This window comes from Flavobacterium ammonificans (genome assembly GCF_020885975.1).
Lineage (GTDB): Bacteria > Bacteroidota > Bacteroidia > Flavobacteriales > Flavobacteriaceae > Flavobacterium > Flavobacterium ammonificans.
In genome coordinates this window covers 2,093,730-2,110,766 of sequence record NZ_AP025183.1, presented here as the reverse complement: position 1 = coordinate 2,110,766, position 17,037 = coordinate 2,093,730, and the positions used below count along the sequence as shown (strand labels likewise).

The following is a 17,037-nucleotide window of genomic DNA, read 5'->3' as shown; positions in this document are numbered from 1 at the left end:
TTTTTTATGAATTTTAATTCTAATTTCATAAAAATGACTATTTTATTGAATTTAATTTACTTATTTTTTATTTTCGTTGATAAAAGTTGATAGTTTTGCTTCGGATAAAGGAAATAACTTTAGATAGTATTTTTTGAAAATTATTTCTTTTTCTTAAACAAACGAATTAGTAAATTAAAATCTTTCAACATGAAAAAAGTAATTATCATTTTAGTTTTAGTTTTAACAAGTAGTTATTTATTCGCTCAAGATACTCCACTTGAATTTTCAGGATCTGTAGATGCGTATTGGAAATATGATTTCGCCAAAACTGAAAATATTCAAACAAGTTTTGCAACAGATCATAATTCATTATCATTAGGAATGATTGACTTGGTATTAAAAAAGAAAACAGGAAAGACTTCATTTGTTGGAGAGGTTTCTTTTGGTCCTCGAGGCGCGGGACAATCTATACCAGATGTTGAAGGACAATCTTTTCATATTCAAAATTTATATGCGACCTATGCAGCAACTGATAAGTTAAGTTTAACCGCAGGTTACATGGGAACTTTTATAGGTTATGAGTTAATTTCTCCAGTATCTAATTTTCATTACTCTACTTCGTATTTATTTACATCAGGTCCATTTCAAAATGCAGGAATTAAAGCAAACTATGTAGTTTCAAGTAAAGTTTCAGTTATGGTTGGTTTGTTCAACGATCAATGGAACGCTTACAAGGCTATTCCAGAATTTGGTTTGAATGCTTTTGGAGCACAATTATCAGTTACGCCAGCCGAAGGATTCACTGCTTATTTCAATTTGTTGACTGGTTCTCAAAGCGGCACTATAGTGGATCTGACTGCCGCATATCAACTATCACCAAAATTCAAATTAGGATTAAATGGCGCAGATTATTCAGGTGTTGAAACAGGAACTGGTTATTCTGGAATTGCACTGTATCCTTCTCTATCGCTTTCTGATAGTTTTGCTTTAGGATTACGTGCTGAGTCTTTTAAATCGAAGACAACCGATACCTCTGTTGCCGCATTCACTTTGTCAGCCAACTTAAAATCAGGAGGGCTAACTTTTATTCCTGAGATACGATTAGACAGTGCTTCCGAAGAAGATTTTTATTTGGCTAATGGTAATCCTACAAAATCAGCTTCTCAGTTTGCTTTGGCAATGGTTTATGGATTTTAAAATATAAACAAAAGTTTTTTTGTTTTTAAATGGAGTGTTTTAAATGTAAAAGACTGCTCAATTACAATATGTTTTTGAGCAGTTTTTTTATTGTTTTTTGTAAATAGAATAAATTGTATTTATCGTTTTTTCATTCAATACATCGTCCACTTCATTTTGAATATAATGGAGTTTAAATGCTCTTATGGCTGCTGATAAATTTCGAGTATCATAACCAATTATGCGTAAAGCAAGTATCGCATCAAAATTCTCAGGAGCATTTTCAATAGCGGCATCAGGCCAAATACCAAAGCCTAATTCCGATAGTCTTTTCCATGGAAAAAAGGCACTAGGGTCTGATTTTCTTGAGGGTGCTATATCAGAGTGAGCAATAATATTTGGTGTTGGAATATTGTATTCTTTTTTTAATCGAGTAAGTAAAGCGATTAAACTACTTATTTGTTCTTCAGAAAATGGTTCTGAACCGTTATTATCTAATTCAATTCCTATTGATGCTGAATTAATATCGGTGTTTTTTCCCCATATTGCATTTCCGCCATGCCAAGCCCTTAGATAGTCGTTAAGCATTTGAACTACTTTTCCATCATCACTAATTACATAGTGCGCACTTACTTGTGTTCTTGATAGCGTAAATGTTCTTATGGTTTGTTCTAAAGAGTCTTGAGCGGTATGATGAAGGATTATAAAATTAGGTTTTCGTAAATTGAAATTGACCGTATTGATCCATTCCGGATTTTTGCCATTCGATAGAGGGACAGATTCCTTGTGAAAGATTGTTTTCTTTACTTTTCTAAATTGTTTTCGTATGCTATCACTTTCATTTCTATAAATGTTGCTTTTGCATGATACCAATACACCAAAAAATAATGAATAAAGAAATAATTTTTTCATATCATTATCTTAGACTAATTAGATTCTTTTTCTTCTTTTTCCTCCTTTTTTTTCTTTTTCTTTTTAGGTGGATTTTTAGCCTCTTCTTGAATAATTTTATATTTCTCCTTTTGGGATTGCGATAAAAGTTGTTTTATTTTAGAATCTGTAATTTCTGAAAGCGTTTGGATTTCCTTGATTTTACTATCCTGACTAATTTCTTGCTTGATTATAGCGGTTTGCGTTTTTATACTTTGAGTCAATATATTGGAAATTGCCACTTCCTGAAGTGCATCCAAGCCTAAATCAGGCTTTAAGCGCTCCATAATTTGACCTACAGTTACTTCAACTGGAATTTCTTTTGGTTTATCTGGGGTCATAGGTTGTTGCTGATTCATTCTACCCATTCCACCCATTTGATTCATTCTACCATTTCCCATACCATTTCCTCCAAAACCAAATTGAGCATTTGCGGTTGTAAACGAAAGCATCAGAATCAATATATAAACGATTTTAAATAGTGTCTTCATAGTATATAGTTTTATCAAATATAAAAAAAGAAATTAAATTATGCAGGTTCGCCGTACAAATCAAATTCGGTAGCCTCTGTAATTTTAATAGAAGCAAACTCACCAGTTTTTAAATAATATTTGGTCGCATCAATTAACACTTCATTATCTACATCAGGGCTATCAAATTCAGTACGTCCTACAAAGTGTCCGCCTTCTTTTCTGTCAATGATGCATTTGAAAGTTTGACCCACTTTTTCTTGATTCAAATCCCAAGAAATTTGGGATTGTAATTCCATTATTTCGTTGGCACGCTCTTTTTTCACATCATCTGGGACATTATCTTCAAGCAAATATGCCGAAGTGTTTTCTTCGTGTGAGTAGGCAAAACATCCCATTCGGTCAAATTTCATTTCTTGAACAAAATCTTTCAAGATTTCAAAATCTTCTTGAGTTTCACCAGGATAGCCAACAATTAAGGTGGTTCTAATTGCCATTCCAGGAACTGCTGCTCTAAAATCTTTCAATAATTGAGTTGTTTTAGCTTGAGTTGTTCCACGTTTCATGGATTTTAATATTGAATCAGAAATGTGTTGCAATGGAATATCGATATAATTACAAATTTTTGGTTCACGTTTCATAATTTCCAAAACGTCCATTGGGAAACCGGTAGGAAAGGCATAATGCAATCGAATCCATTCAATTCCTTCTACTTTAACTAAAGCTTCTAATAGTTCGGCTAAGTTTCTTTTTTTGTAAATGTCAAGACCATAATAGGTTAAATCTTGAGCAATCAAAATTAATTCTTTTACACCATCACGAGCTAAACCTTCAGCTTCTTTAACTAATTTTTCAATGGGTTGCGAAACGTGTTTTCCACGCATTAATGGAATAGCACAGAAACTGCAAGGTCTGTCACAACCTTCCGCAATTTTTAAATAGGCATAATTTTTTGGTGTAGTAGTCAAACGTTCCCCTAATAATTCGTGCTTATAATCAGCTCCTAAAGCCTTCAATAGTTGAGGTAATTCAGTGGTGCCAAAAAACTGATCTATATTTGGAATTTCTTTTTCTAAATCAGGGCGATAACGTTCAGATAAACATCCAGTCACAAAAACTTTATCTAATAATCCGCGCTCTTTTTTATCGGCATATTCTAAAATCATATTTACTGATTCAGCTTTTGCGTTATCAATAAATCCACAAGTGTTAATTACAATAATATTACCTTCTTCTGCTTCAGGTGCTTCATGTTCTACTTCTTTGCCGCTAGCTCGAAGTTGACCCATTAAAACTTCACTATCATAGATGTTTTTGGAACATCCCAAGGTAATCACATTGATTTTATTTTTCTTTAAAGACTTTGTTCTCATAGTAGTAGGCTTTCATTAACTTGAAAGGTCGGCAAAATTACGTTTTTTATTTTTAGGAGCACAAATCTTTACTGTTTTTATGGCGTATAGTCCTGCTGTATGCTGTATCTTTTTATCTGTTAACTTCGCGCGCTTCAGCCAACAGATAAAAAGGGTGTCGCTTCCATCAGGGCTAAAAAAAACATCTTGTTTTTTAGTTCAAGATGTTTTTAAAATTTTATAATCTAAAGTTTACAATTCAAACAACAGCGTTAAAGTTACCGTATTGTTTTTTGAATTGATTTTGGCTCCATCGGTTAATCCTTGTTCAAAAAAACCTTGTTGATTATTTCTACTAAATGAGGCATACGATAAATCTAATTTAGTACCGCCAAAATTGTATCCAAAACCGGTCGAATAGCCAGTTAAATCTCCAACTGCGGTTTTGTTTTTATAAGGACTTTGTTCGTAGCGGTAACCTCCTCTTAAACTCCATGCTTGAATTCTATATTCCGCACCAATTCGCAATTCATTTGCACTAGTTAGCAAGTTCGAAATAGCATTGTTTATCCCTGCAAAATAGGCGTCATTAACCGGTTTAAATTGGGTATTACCATAATTTCTTCTGGAGTAATCCACACTAAGCAAACCTTTCTTTCCAAAAATATAGGCAAGACTTCCTGTAATTTTACTTGGAGTTTGTAGTCGGTATGGCTCGTAAAAATTAGTGATATTAGGATCGACAACATCTGGTGCAAGTTCTTCAGTAGTGTTAGCACTAACACCCACTAATTTTTGGCTAAACTCATCATTTAATCTGTGCCATGTCGAAGATTCATAAGCTAATCCTAATCGTAATTCATTAGTTACTTTTGCAATAGCTCCTAATTGAAATGAAAATCCAGTACCATAAGTATATAATTCGTTATCAAATTGTAATCTTGAAATGGTGTATCTAGAAGTTAATGGAGCGTTATTGTCTTCGTAAAATCGAGAAGTCTGTCTGTAATCTGTAAAATGAGAGTTTAAGTTCAATCCGATGAACAATTTGTCTTTATAAGATGTTGCTGCGTTAAATGAAAGCTTACCATTATAGCCATTACTCACTACTGAGTTTTCCTGAAAATAATTCCCACCTCCTGGAACATTTGATGTATATGCTCTGTTGTTAGCATTAGTGTTAACTGGATTGATAACATAAGCTTGATAACCCAAAAATGCTTGTTGAGCGCCATGACCTAAATCTTGGTAATCAGAATCTTCTAGTGTGCTTAATGGGACACCGTTTGCATAATTCAAAAAGTAAGAATCAATAGAATTAGTTGGATTCACACCAGCCGAAAAGGTTGAATTGTTAAGATTATTGGTGTTTTCATAGTTGATAGCCACAGAAAACTTTTTCCAATTGCTGGATTGCGATTGATTTTTGAACACAAAGACACCACCAGCTTGATTCAAATCAGATGAATTATCTTTTTTATTTGATTGTGTGCCAAAATAATTTGAATTGTTATTAATTGAAGTGGTGTTTATCGAAAAACTCAATTGATTATTCGAAAAAATAGCAGATCCTGCAGGATTAACATTAATTGCAGATAAGTCTCCACCAAGAGCACCAAATGCACCACTCATTCCTCTAAAACGAGCAGTTCCATTTATATTGTCTTGTGCATATCGAACAGCATCTCTTACCTCTTGTGCATTCAAATTGGTAATTGAAAGTGCTAAAATTAGAATGAATATATATTTTTTCATAGTAGTTCTATTTTATTGTATTTTTAAATCCAGTAATTATCTTCCGCCTCTTCTTCCTCCGCCTCCTGATGATCTTCCACCACCACCGCTGCTACTACCGCCAAAACTTCCTCCTGAATTTCCAGAATTGCTTTCCATCATAGAACGAGATGGAGTGTATCCTTCGTTATTGCTAGGAGAGGATGTTCTTGTAGGTCTAGCACTATTGGTTCGTGTTGGATTATTTTCTCTACTGGATTGATTTGAATTGGATCTATTTTGAAACGAATTTTGGTTAAAATTTGTCCGTGTTTCTGTGTTGATGCTATTTCTTCGATTAGTACCATATGCATTATTTCTATCAAAATTGCCTCTATAGTTATCTGAAGTATTTAAAGAAGAGCTTCTGCCAATATTGTTTCTATCGGGATTATTTTGAGAAAAACTGGAACCTCTTCTTGTAGGATTGTAATTATAACCTGAATTAAAATTGGAAGTGCCATAAAAAGGCATACCCCAACCCCAGTTATTAAAACCATTTCCCCAAAAACCACCGAAACCACCATAACCCCAGCCGAAATTCATTGTGTTCCAATATCCAAGAGGCATTCCCCAGCCCCAATTGTTAAATGGCATTCCCCAACCTAAACCCCAATTCATCCCAAAATTATTTGGGAAGTAATTAATGTTTATTCCCTGAGAATTTCCGCCCCAACCAGGGTTTCCGGATAAAGTATTTGAATTAGAATTTTCATCGTAACTATTGTAATTTTCTACGTCTGTGAAAACTTCATTTTCTTGTTGTAAAGAATTAAAATAGCTTTGGTAGGCAATACCTGAGTCGTCATTTGTTTTTTGTTTTCGAACTCTAGTATCTGAACTACCATAAATTCCATCGGTATCATAAAAGGAACTATTTTGATATGTTCCGCACGAAGCGAAAAAAAATAAACTCAAAAAACCAAAAATTGATTTAAGAGAGGGCTTTGGGAGATTAACACAATAAGTTTTCATAATCTGTAGGTTTTTATTGTTGTACATTACAAAAATAGTTAGTTTTGTCGAACTATTTAGTTAATAAATTGTGAAACAAAATTTGTGCCAAAATAAATTATATGAGTAAGAACCTTACTACGCGATCAGAAGATTATTCAAAATGGTATAATGAATTAGTTGTTAAAGCTGATTTAGCCGAAAATTCAGGAGTTAGAGGTTGTATGGTAATCAAACCCTACGGCTATGCTATTTGGGAAAAAATGCAAGGGGAGCTAGATCGAATGTTTAAAGAGACTGGGCATAGTAATGCTTATTTCCCTCTATTTGTACCGAAGAGTATGTTTGAGGCTGAAGAAAAAAACGCAGAAGGCTTTGCTAAAGAATGTGCTATTGTTACTCACTATAGGTTGAAGAACGACCCGGATAAGCCTGGGAAATTGATGGTTGATCCCAATGCTAAATTAGAAGAAGAATTAATTGTTCGTCCAACTAGTGAGGCAATTATATGGTCTACTTATAAAGGATGGGTGCAATCGTATCGCGATTTACCATTATTAATTAATCAATGGGCGAATGTAGTTCGTTGGGAAATGAGAACCCGCTTGTTTTTGAGAACTGCTGAATTTTTATGGCAAGAAGGGCATACAGCTCACGCAACTCGTCAGGAGGCAATAGAAGAATCAGAACGAATGATGAATGTGTATGCTGATTTTGCTGAGAATTTCTTAGCAATTCCGGTAGTTAAAGGATTGAAAACAGAGACAGAACGTTTTGCAGGAGCAGATGAAACGTACTGTATTGAAGCATTAATGCAAGATGGAAAGGCACTACAGGCTGGAACATCTCATTTTCTAGGTCAAAATTTTGCCAAAGCTTTTGATGTTAAGTTTGCCAATGCTGAAGGGAAACAAGAATACGTTTGGGGAACTTCTTGGGGTGTTTCAACTCGATTGATGGGAGCATTGGTAATGACGCATTCGGATGACAACGGATTAGTTTTGCCACCTAACTTGGCGCCAATTCAAGTGGTAATTGTTCCTATATACAAGTCAGATGAAGAATTAGATAAAATTACTTTGGTTGTTAATGATTTGATGGCTCAGTTAAAAAAACTTAACATCTCAGTTAAATTTGATAACAGAACTACTCAAAAGCCAGGATTTAAATTTGCTGAATGGGAATTAAAAGGGGTTCCAGTTCGTATTGCTGTTGGACCTAAAGATCTAGAAAATGGAACTTTTGAAGTAGCGAGAAGAGATACTTTGAGTAAAGAAATAGTTACTAAAGACGGAATCGTAAATTACATCAGCGACTTATTAGAAACAATTCAGAATGATTTATTCCAACGTGCATTAGAGTATAGAAAAGATCATATTACTGAAGTAAACTCTTTTGAAGAATTTAAAGAGGTATTGGAAAGTAAAGGTGGCTTTATTTCGGCGCATTGGGATGGTACTCCTGAAACTGAAGAAAAAATCAAAGATTTAACCAAAGCAACTATCCGTTGTATCCCTTTAGATAGAGTAGAGGAGCAAGGAAAGTGCGTGTTCTCAGGTTCGGAATCTGCTGGTAGAGTGTTGTTTGCGAAAGCCTATTAAAAAAAAATATTTTTTTTCGTTTCTACTATTGTACGTCTAAAAAATAGTTGTATTTTTGCATCCGCATTACAGAAATTAGGTCCGTTCGTCTATCGGTTAGGACGCCAGGTTTTCATCCTGGTAAGGGGGGTTCGATTCCCCCACGGACTACAAAATCTGTTTAATGATAAAGCACTCCTGAGCTTAGAAGGAAAAATGGTCCGTTCGTCTATCGGTTAGGACGCCAGGTTTTCATCCTGGTAAGGGGGGTTCGATTCCCCCACGGACTACAAATTAGTTTTGAAATGGTTTTATGAAACAAATAATGGTGTCTCCTTGTTTGTTTTGTTAGTTAAAACTGAAGTGATTAATTTAAAAATTAATTGTGGGAGGTTTTTCTAATTTTATTTCTAATATATTAATTAGTTATTTACATTTTAAAATATACACCAAATGGCAAATCATAAGTCAGCTTTAAAAAGAATTAGAAGTAACGAAAAGAAAAGAGTATTAAACAGATACCAACACAAAACTACTCGTAACGCTATTAAAGCAATTCGTTTAGCTACAGATAAAGCGGATGCTTCATCTAAATTATCTGCTGTAATCTCTATGATTGACAAGTTAGCTAAGAAAAATATCATTCATGATAATAAAGCATCTAACTTGAAATCTAAGTTAACTAAACACGTTGCTAAATTGTAATCAAATACAATTTTATATTCTAAAGCCTTTCTTATTGAAAGGCTTTTTTTATGGATAATTTTTAGGTTTTAACTATTAAAAAGAAACAATTTTTTATCTCGAAATAAAGTGTACCTTTGCGCCATTAAAATTCACAGATGGAATCTATTAGAAACATTGCAATTATTGCCCACGTTGACCACGGTAAAACCACTTTGGTTGATAAAATTATGTATCACTGTCAGTTATTTCGCGATAACGAGAACACAGGTGACTTGATCCTTGATAACAACGACTTAGAACGTGAAAGAGGTATTACCATTACTTCAAAAAACGTTTCTGTTGTATACAAGGGAACAAAAATCAATATTATTGACACTCCTGGTCACGCCGATTTTGGTGGTGAAGTAGAGCGTGTATTAAATATGGCTGACGGAGTTTGTTTACTAGTAGATGCCTTTGAAGGACCAATGCCACAAACGCGTTTTGTTTTGCAAAAAGCAATTGATTTAGGTTTGAAACCATGTGTGGTTATTAATAAAGTAGACAAAGAAAACTGTACTCCAGAAGAAGTTCATGAGAAAGTTTTCGACTTAATGTTTGAACTAGGTGCTACCGAAGAACAATTGGATTTCCCAACCGTTTACGGATCAGCTAAAAATAACTGGATGTCTGATGATTTCAGAAACCAAACTGAAAACATCGAACCATTATTAGATATGGTAATCAGTAATGTTCCAGCTCCAAAAGTTTCTGAAGGAACTCCACAAATGTTGATTACTTCATTAGATTTCTCTTCTTTTACAGGACGTATCGCTATTGGTCGTTTGGAAAGAGGTGTTTTAAAGGAAGGAATGCCAATTTCTTTATGTAAAAGAGATGGTTCAGTATTAAAATCTAGAATTAAAGAATTACATACTTTTGAAGGTCTTGGACGTAAAAAGGTAACTGAAGTTGTAGCAGGTGATATTTGCGCAATTATTGGTGTGGAAGGATTTGAAATTGGTGACACAATCGCCGATAATGAAAATCCAGAAGCGTTACAAACTATTGCGATTGATGAACCTACAATGAGTATGTTGTTTACAATTAACGACTCACCATTTTTTGGTAAAGAAGGAAAATTTGTAACATCTCGTCATATCCGTGAAAGATTAACTAAAGAATTAGAGAAAAACTTAGCTATGAAGTTAGGAGAAACTGATTCAGCTGATAAATTTATGGTTTTTGGTCGTGGTGTATTACACTTGTCTGTTCTTATTGAAACTATGAGAAGAGAAGGATATGAGTTGCAAATCGGTCAACCACAAGTTATCATCAAAGAAATTGATGGTAAAAAATGTGAGCCTATTGAAGAATTAACCATTGATTTACCAGAATCACTTTCAGGAAGAGCAGTAGAGTTTGTAACTTTACGTAAAGGGGAAATGTTGAGTATGGAAACCAAGGGGGAACGTATGATTATAAAATTTAATATTCCATCTCGTGGAATTATTGGATTGCGTAACCAATTGTTAACTGCTACGGCAGGTGAAGCAATTATGTCACATCGTTTTATAGGGTACGAACCTTTCAAAGGAGAAATTTCTGGACGTAATAAAGGATCTTTAATTTCAATGGAAAAAGGAAAAGCAATTCCTTATTCTATCGATAAATTACAGGATCGTGGTAAATTCTTTGTTGAGCCAAATGCTGAAATATACGAAGGTCAGGTAATTGGAGAAAATTCTCGTGGTGATGATATGTGTGTCAATGTAACCAAGGAGAAAAAACAATCTAACGTTCGTTCTTCAGGTAATGATGAGAAAGCAAGAATTATTCCGCCAATCATTTTCTCTCTTGAAGAAGCCTTAGAATACATTCAAAAAGATGAATACGTTGAGGTTACTCCAAAAAGTATTCGTTTAAGAAAAATTTACTTGACAGAAACAGATAGAAAAAGATTCAAAATCTAAGGATAAAAGTATCTTACTTATATAAAAAACCATCAGCGAAAGTTGATGGTTTTTTTTATCAAATTATCTTTTTAAGCTAAAATGCCCTTTAGCTTCCCGACCATCTTCTAATAGTAGTGTAAACCAATAGTCATCAGAAGGAAGTGGAGCGCCATTTAAAGTGCCGTCCCAACCTAAGCTAGATGGTAGCATTTGCTTCAATAATTTTCCATAACGATCAAAAATATAAATTATTGATTTCGAATTAAAAGTCGCATCTATTCCTTTTATATTCCAATAATCATTAAAACCGTCTTGGTTGGGGGTGAAAAATTTTGGCACTCCTACCACTGCTATTGTTTTTTTAACTGTACCACATCCTTTAGTATCAATAACATAAACATCGCGAATACCGGAAGCAACATTATCAAAGAAATTGGATTCTTGAAACGGTCCGTTGGGTAAGTCTATGCTGAATTCATAATTTCCTTTTCCTGAGGTAGTAATTGTAACTGAATTATTTGTAGATAAGTCTACTATGTCTATACTTTCAATTTTAGCTATATCAGAGGAGGTAACTTTGATAATTCGGTTTCTAAAACATCCTTTAGGCGTATTCACTTTAACCGAATAAACTCCTTCTTGGTTTACATTTAAAACGGAATTAGTTGCATTAGCTATTTCATTTCCATCTTTAGTCCAATTGTAATTAAATGATGTAATTGAAGTTTCATTTTGAAGACCAGCATTAAGTTCCACAAATAAGTTAGGTAAATTTAAACAAACCAATTGATCATCTTTCCCTTCTTTATTCGTATCTATATTGGGTTTTGGATTTACAATTAACTTAATATGGCGACCCAGTGCATAGCATGAGTTGTCAATTTTGTTATCAACTCTAACCCAAATGAATTTAATATTTGGGGAATTTTGATTCTGATAATTTGAAATATTTTCAATTTCGTATTTTTCAGCTAATGCATTTTCCTCATTCTCATAATATTTTATATCATAATTAGTATAAGGCGGAATTAGAAATTGTTTGATTTCATCTTCTATTGATTTAAAATTAAAACTAGCTATTCCATCGTTATCATTAATGCCATTATCACACACTTCAAATTCTTTTTCGAAAGAATTAGGTATTTTAGTTGAAGAAAGAATTAGGTTTAATGTAGAAAAATTAACGCAGCCATTAATGTTTTCAATTCGAACACCTATAGTTTTGGAGTCGCTAAAATAAGAAATCGGGTTACTAATTAATTCGGATTGATTATTCAGTTCCGCCCCCAAAGCAGTTTTATAATAGGTAAAGTTCTCAAAGTTATAATTAGTTGAAATGAAATTATTTTTTTCAGTAAGATTGAATGTGCTAAATAGCATGTTGGTGTTTTCAATACATTGAACAAGATTAATGTTTGAATTTACTGTTGGCAATGGATTAATCAATAATTTTGTTGTATTTGAAATTCTGCCACAACTATTGCCAGATTTGCTCATTTTAACTCTGTAAAACTCACCAGACATGGTTGGATTTACATCGCTTATTTTTAGACTATTAGTGTTACTGCCTGAATATGTAGCATTATCTGATATATCGAACCAATTTACCTCATCTATTGATTTTTGCCATTGATATGAGATTCCGCTATTTCCATTAACTACAATTATTTTATTTTGTTTATCACATACTTGAGTAACAGATGCTAAGTTGTCAATTATAATTGGTGCTGCGATGCTATAATCTGTATTTGGGTTTGAATAAGGTGCATTACTTACTAATCCTTTTTCATTTACAGAAACTGGATTAACTCCAAATTCGCCATCTAAATCACCATCTGGAAATCCAGCTTCTATTACATCGTTACAACCGTCATTTTCTCGATCTAGATCACGATAGTTTCTTATGCCATCATTGTCTTGGTCTTGGTCTGTTTCTAATTCGTCCTTGATACCATCATTATCACTATCTAAATCCAAATAATCAGGAATACCATCTTGATCGGAATCTTGCGGTATGGTTCCGGTTCCAAAAACATCATAAATTCCATCTTTATTGGCATCTATTACAGAAGTCCCTACTAGAGTATTAGCTTGCGATTCAATTACATCTAAAATTCGGTCATTATCACTGTCTAGATCTAAATAATCAGGAGTTGAATCCGAGTCAGAGTATCTAGGAATACATTTTGCTTTAATTGAAAAAGAAGCTTTATTGTTTGTGTTTTCTGATAAGTTTTTATGAATAAATGTAAGTGAAGTTGTTAGATAAGATTGAAAACTAAAGGTTCCAGTTCCAGCAGCAAGGGGAGTAGTACTATTGAGTCTGAAACGGATTTCAAAAGAAGAATGTTGTGTAACGCCACTCTCGTATATTCCGTCAGCATTAGTATCAATCAACAATTGATTAGTAGGATTCAAAACTGTTACCGTTTTATTGCTATCTGATTTTATAATAAAATCCCCATCCGAGTTAGTTAAATCAGTTGAATTCCCATTAGCTACATATTCTAAGGTAAGCGCAATTGGATTGGTAAAAGCAATTCTATACTCTGTAGAATTATTTACTCCAGCAGGAACTTCACTTATAAAGTCTCCATTGCTTTTAGCAGATAAAAGAACTGAACTTGTAGTGGGCACATATGTAGTGCTAGTAGAATAAGTATTAGAATAGGTGTTTTTTATAAGGTTTGGTCCTGTAAGATCTATTGCTACACTCCCAAATGACTCTTCGCAATTAGTAATCCCATCATTATCGAAATCCAAATCAACATCATCCGGAACAGAATCTCCATCACCATCTGTAGGACAATTACTCACAGGAATTTTATCTGAAAGTGTACTTGTATTGCAACTTGGAATACTTCTTTTCACTTGATAATAACCAGGTGATAACGGTTTAAATGTATTTCCTGTTTCGCCATTAATATCTACCCCATTGTTTAACCATTGATAGGTATAATCACTATCAGGTTCTGTTTTAAGAACAACGTTTGGTATACAATTTCCAGAAGTAGATGTTGAATTATCAATAGAAAGTTCGGGTTTGATGTCAAAACCAGAATAATATCCTCCATAAGTAGCATTTACATTTGTTCCATAATAAGAAACATAGACTTGTTTGCTTGATTTGATAGCCACATTTCCAGTAAGTCCCGTAATTGAGAAATAAACAAACTTTGGATTTCCTGTAATTTGTGTAGGAGCTACTCCTATTGGAGTTTCATTAATTAAAACATTAGCATCTGCTTCTGTCACAATATTAACTGTACCATCATAATTTCTACTTCCAATTAAGTTAATTTGAGGAATATAATCTACAATTTTTGGTGTAGAGCAGTTTAAAGGTGGTACAAAAAATAAATTTTGATTGGCACTCGATTCTGTTACACCAATACTTTGATAGGCAAAAACTTTTTTTGATGTTTTAACATGCATACTGCCATCAATAAAATCGTTGCGATTGAAAGTAATATATTGTCCAGCTTGAATAATTTGAGTTGGAGTTGTGCTACCATTTATATATATTTCTGTATTGGGTTCATCAGCAATTAGGAGTACTCTTTCTGTTACCAATGAGCCTTGCCCTTTGATAAAAATATACTCCGTGCCAATCTTATCTGCACCTACAATTTGATCAAATCCGACATCTCTACCATTTACGTTAGCTGGATCATTAGTTCCTCCAAATGAACCGCTGTTTACTACAACATTTTTATCGGATTCAATTAATGCTCCAATTAGATTACTTCCTGAACTGCCATTAATTCCTAAGGTATAACTTTCGTTTTTATTTAGATAAATTATTTCAGGGCCTGTGAATGCGTTTCCATTAGCTAAAACAGTTCCATTTGGGATATTTGAAATAGTAACTTTTGTATTATCTTCTGTAGCTAATATTGAAAAGAAATTCAATAATCCTTCAATATTAGTAGGGTTTAACATAGCACCTGCTCTAAATCGTTTACCTAGTCCACTAATTCCTTTGGCAACCAATCCACCTGCTTGATTTCCTCCACCAGAGTTAGTTCTTATATTAGCATAAATTAACCCTTCACTTTCTATAATAAAACCTTTATTTGAACTTTTTCCAGTATTAGAACTAGATTCAAATAGTTGACTATTATCGCCAGAACCAATACTATATCTATATGGGGTGACTTTGTTTACTGTTCCTAAAATAGGAGCCCCTCCAATTGGGAAAATTTTAAATTTTACATCTTGAATACTGGGTGTAGAAATATATATATAATGATCTTGCGGAGTCACACCGGCGCTACTACTAGAAGTTAATGGTGGGATATAATGCGTTTTGCTAAATTGAGCAAAGCAATTAAACGAAATTAAAAAAATGAAAATAAGTGGTATTTTTTTCATTTTCTAAAAATAGTAAAAATAGTTTACCTTTTTAAACTAAAATGGCCATTAACTATTTGGTTATCATTAAGAATCAAACGAAACCAATAGTCATCTGCTGGGAGCGGTAAGCCATTTAAAGTTCCGTTCCAACCCACAGAACTTGCATTCATTTGTTTTAATAACTTACCATAACGATCAAAAATGTAGACCACAGATTTTGGAAATTTGTCCATATCTGAAATTTTCCATTCGTCATTAATTCCGTCCCCATTTGGAGTGAAAAATGTAGGGTAATCCAAAATTGTAAACGGAAAAGAAATAAACTCACAATTTGAAGTATTTCGAATGTATGCAAAGTACTTCCCTTTTGGTACATCAGTAAATATTGAATTCTCTTGATAATTAATACCATCAATCGAAAACTCTAAATTAGAAGAAATCCCACTTGTAATAAGTTCAATCGAATTTTTCCCTCCAGTAAATTCTTTGATAATCGGATTTGGCTCACTAGCTGTGTTTTGTGAACTAGGTAGTGTTTTCAAAGTTATCGTAGCGGTTTCAAAGCATGTAAATTTTGGATTAATTCCTTTAACATACACCACTTGATTTCCAAGATTTGTTTTCTCAAAAGCTTTTGGATCAGTAATTTCAAACATTAAATCAGCATCTGTATAGTAACCAGAAATAGAGGTTTCTTTATCATTATTAACTATGACGTTTTGAAATGCGGTTAAGTCAAAAACAGCAGTTCCAGTTCCGTTAACATCACATTTAGCTAATTCAACATCTTTTAAATTCATTCCAGCGGCATATTCAATTTTAATTTCTCCTGTAAATGTACAGCCTGAATTAATTACTTCTACTTTGTAGGTTCCTGGTTGATTAATTGCAAGTACATTACTGGTTTCAGTCAGTTGGGTAGTTGTACCTGAATCGGTTTTTGACCATTTATGAACGCCCGTTATTCCAGTAAACACAGTAATAGTTTCACCATTACATACTGCATTTTTTGTAGCTGCCAAGCGGTTTTTTCCTAAGTCCAATTTAGATGCAAAACTACCAGCTTCTATGAATAAGGCTGAAAATTGGGAGCGACTTGGACCTTCAGCAATTACGAATTTAATCCTGTATCTATGTCCAATTTCTAATTTGCTTTGTGCATTTAAAACCTTCGTTTGGCCAGCATAATTGATTGGGCTTGGAGTTGTTAAATCGGTATTGAATTTTTCAAAATATATCTCATTTTTGGCGTCACATTTTGTTAATGATGGATCAGAAAGATTAATTCTGGGACGTATATTTCTAGATGAAACGGGTGTGCCATCGGGTAATGTTGCAATGTTGATGTAGTTACCATTACTTGTTACATCTTGAATTAGAATAGCCAATCCATCGGAATAGTTGCATGGATAATCACGAATGTATTCGTTTGAAGCAAAAATATAATTGAAGCTTAAAAAATTAGTTTTAGATTCAAATTCAAACTCTAAAGTTGTTGCATTAGATGAGTTAACTCCTAAAATAGCATCCATATTACTGTCGCCACCCCAACTACTAACAGTTCCACTAAAACTGGGATTGTATGGTCCTTTTGAATTTTGGCTTTCCCAAGTGCTTAGAACGACTCCATTTGAAAACGGAAAATTTGTTCCATTTTTATCAAAATAAGCAATACTTTTTTTAGTTGATGCACCAGATGATGCTTTTGAAAAAACGGATAAACAGCTGTTATTGTTGGTTAACACTTGAACTAATTCATTTGCATCTTTAGTATCATCCACATTAATTGATTGGGCCGAAATCCCGATTGGGAAGCAGCTAATCCATACAATAATAAATAAGG

At 33.5% G+C, this 17,037-nt stretch carries 11 protein-coding genes and 2 tRNA genes; 6 read left to right on the top strand and 7 right to left on the bottom strand.

The genetic code is table 11. The annotated features are described in order from the left end of the window. The first annotated feature begins 189 nt into the window (after positions 1 to 189). Positions 190 to 1,179: an outer membrane beta-barrel protein gene (locus LPC23_RS09515; protein WP_229329835.1), complete on the top strand. Its 990-nt coding sequence runs from the start codon at positions 190 to 192 to the stop codon at positions 1,177 to 1,179. Positions 1,180 to 1,266: 87 nt separating this feature from the next. On the opposite strand, the gene LPC23_RS09510 is transcribed toward LPC23_RS09515, so the two are convergent. The 5 genes from LPC23_RS09510 to LPC23_RS09490 form a co-directional block, all read right to left on the bottom strand. Further along, a complete protein-coding gene (locus LPC23_RS09510) occupies positions 1,267 to 2,070 on the bottom strand; it encodes an N-acetylmuramoyl-L-alanine amidase (protein ID WP_229329833.1) in 804 nt (267 codons plus the stop codon). Between the two features lie 14 nt (positions 2,071 to 2,084). Continuing rightward, positions 2,085 to 2,579 carry a hypothetical protein gene (locus LPC23_RS09505; protein ID WP_229329831.1) on the bottom strand — a complete coding sequence of 165 codons (495 nt, stop codon included), beginning with the start codon at positions 2,577 to 2,579 and terminating at the stop codon, positions 2,085 to 2,087. A 38-nt stretch (positions 2,580 to 2,617) separates the two neighbouring features. Beyond that, a complete protein-coding gene (gene rimO, locus LPC23_RS09500; protein ID WP_229329829.1) occupies positions 2,618 to 3,931 on the bottom strand; it encodes a 30S ribosomal protein S12 methylthiotransferase RimO in 1,314 nt (437 codons plus the stop codon). A gap of 231 nt (positions 3,932 to 4,162) precedes the next feature. Continuing rightward, the gene (locus LPC23_RS09495) at positions 4,163 to 5,665 is read right to left on the bottom strand and encodes an OmpP1/FadL family transporter (protein WP_229329827.1); all 1,503 of its coding nucleotides are present in this window, start codon (positions 5,663 to 5,665) and stop codon (positions 4,163 to 4,165) included. A gap of 36 nt (positions 5,666 to 5,701) precedes the next feature. Further along, the gene (locus LPC23_RS09490; protein WP_229329825.1) at positions 5,702 to 6,601 is read right to left on the bottom strand and encodes a hypothetical protein; all 900 of its coding nucleotides are present in this window, start codon (positions 6,599 to 6,601) and stop codon (positions 5,702 to 5,704) included. Positions 6,602 to 6,759: 158 nt separating this feature from the next. Between LPC23_RS09490 and proS the strand changes: the two genes are divergently transcribed. The 5 genes from proS to typA all read left to right on the top strand — a co-directional run bounded on the left by proS (position 6,760) and on the right by typA (position 10,856). Continuing rightward, entirely contained in the window at positions 6,760 to 8,238 is a 1,479-nt protein-coding gene (gene proS, locus LPC23_RS09485; protein ID WP_229329822.1) for a proline--tRNA ligase, read from the top strand. Positions 8,239 to 8,316: 78 nt separating this feature from the next. Then, positions 8,317 to 8,388, top strand: a tRNA-Glu gene (locus tag LPC23_RS09480). 47 nt (positions 8,389 to 8,435) lie between these two features. Further along, a tRNA-Glu gene (locus LPC23_RS09475) sits at positions 8,436 to 8,507 on the top strand. A gap of 163 nt (positions 8,508 to 8,670) precedes the next feature. After that, positions 8,671 to 8,922: a 30S ribosomal protein S20 gene (rpsT, locus tag LPC23_RS09470; protein WP_229324978.1), complete on the top strand. Its 252-nt coding sequence runs from the start codon at positions 8,671 to 8,673 to the stop codon at positions 8,920 to 8,922. A 137-nt stretch (positions 8,923 to 9,059) separates the two neighbouring features. After that, positions 9,060 to 10,856, top strand: coding sequence for a translational GTPase TypA (gene typA / locus LPC23_RS09465; RefSeq protein ID WP_229324976.1), 1,797 nt, complete (start codon positions 9,060 to 9,062; stop codon positions 10,854 to 10,856). A gap of 63 nt (positions 10,857 to 10,919) precedes the next feature. Here the strand turns inward: typA and LPC23_RS09460 are convergent, their stop codons facing one another. Next, positions 10,920 to 15,212: a T9SS type B sorting domain-containing protein gene (locus LPC23_RS09460; RefSeq protein ID WP_229329819.1), complete on the bottom strand. Its 4,293-nt coding sequence runs from the start codon at positions 15,210 to 15,212 to the stop codon at positions 10,920 to 10,922. A 23-nt stretch (positions 15,213 to 15,235) separates the two neighbouring features. Beyond that, complete coding sequence (locus LPC23_RS09455; RefSeq protein ID WP_229329817.1) at positions 15,236 to 16,975, bottom strand: T9SS type B sorting domain-containing protein; 1,740 nt, start codon at positions 16,973 to 16,975, stop codon at positions 15,236 to 15,238. Positions 16,976 to 17,037 lie beyond the last annotated feature (62 nt).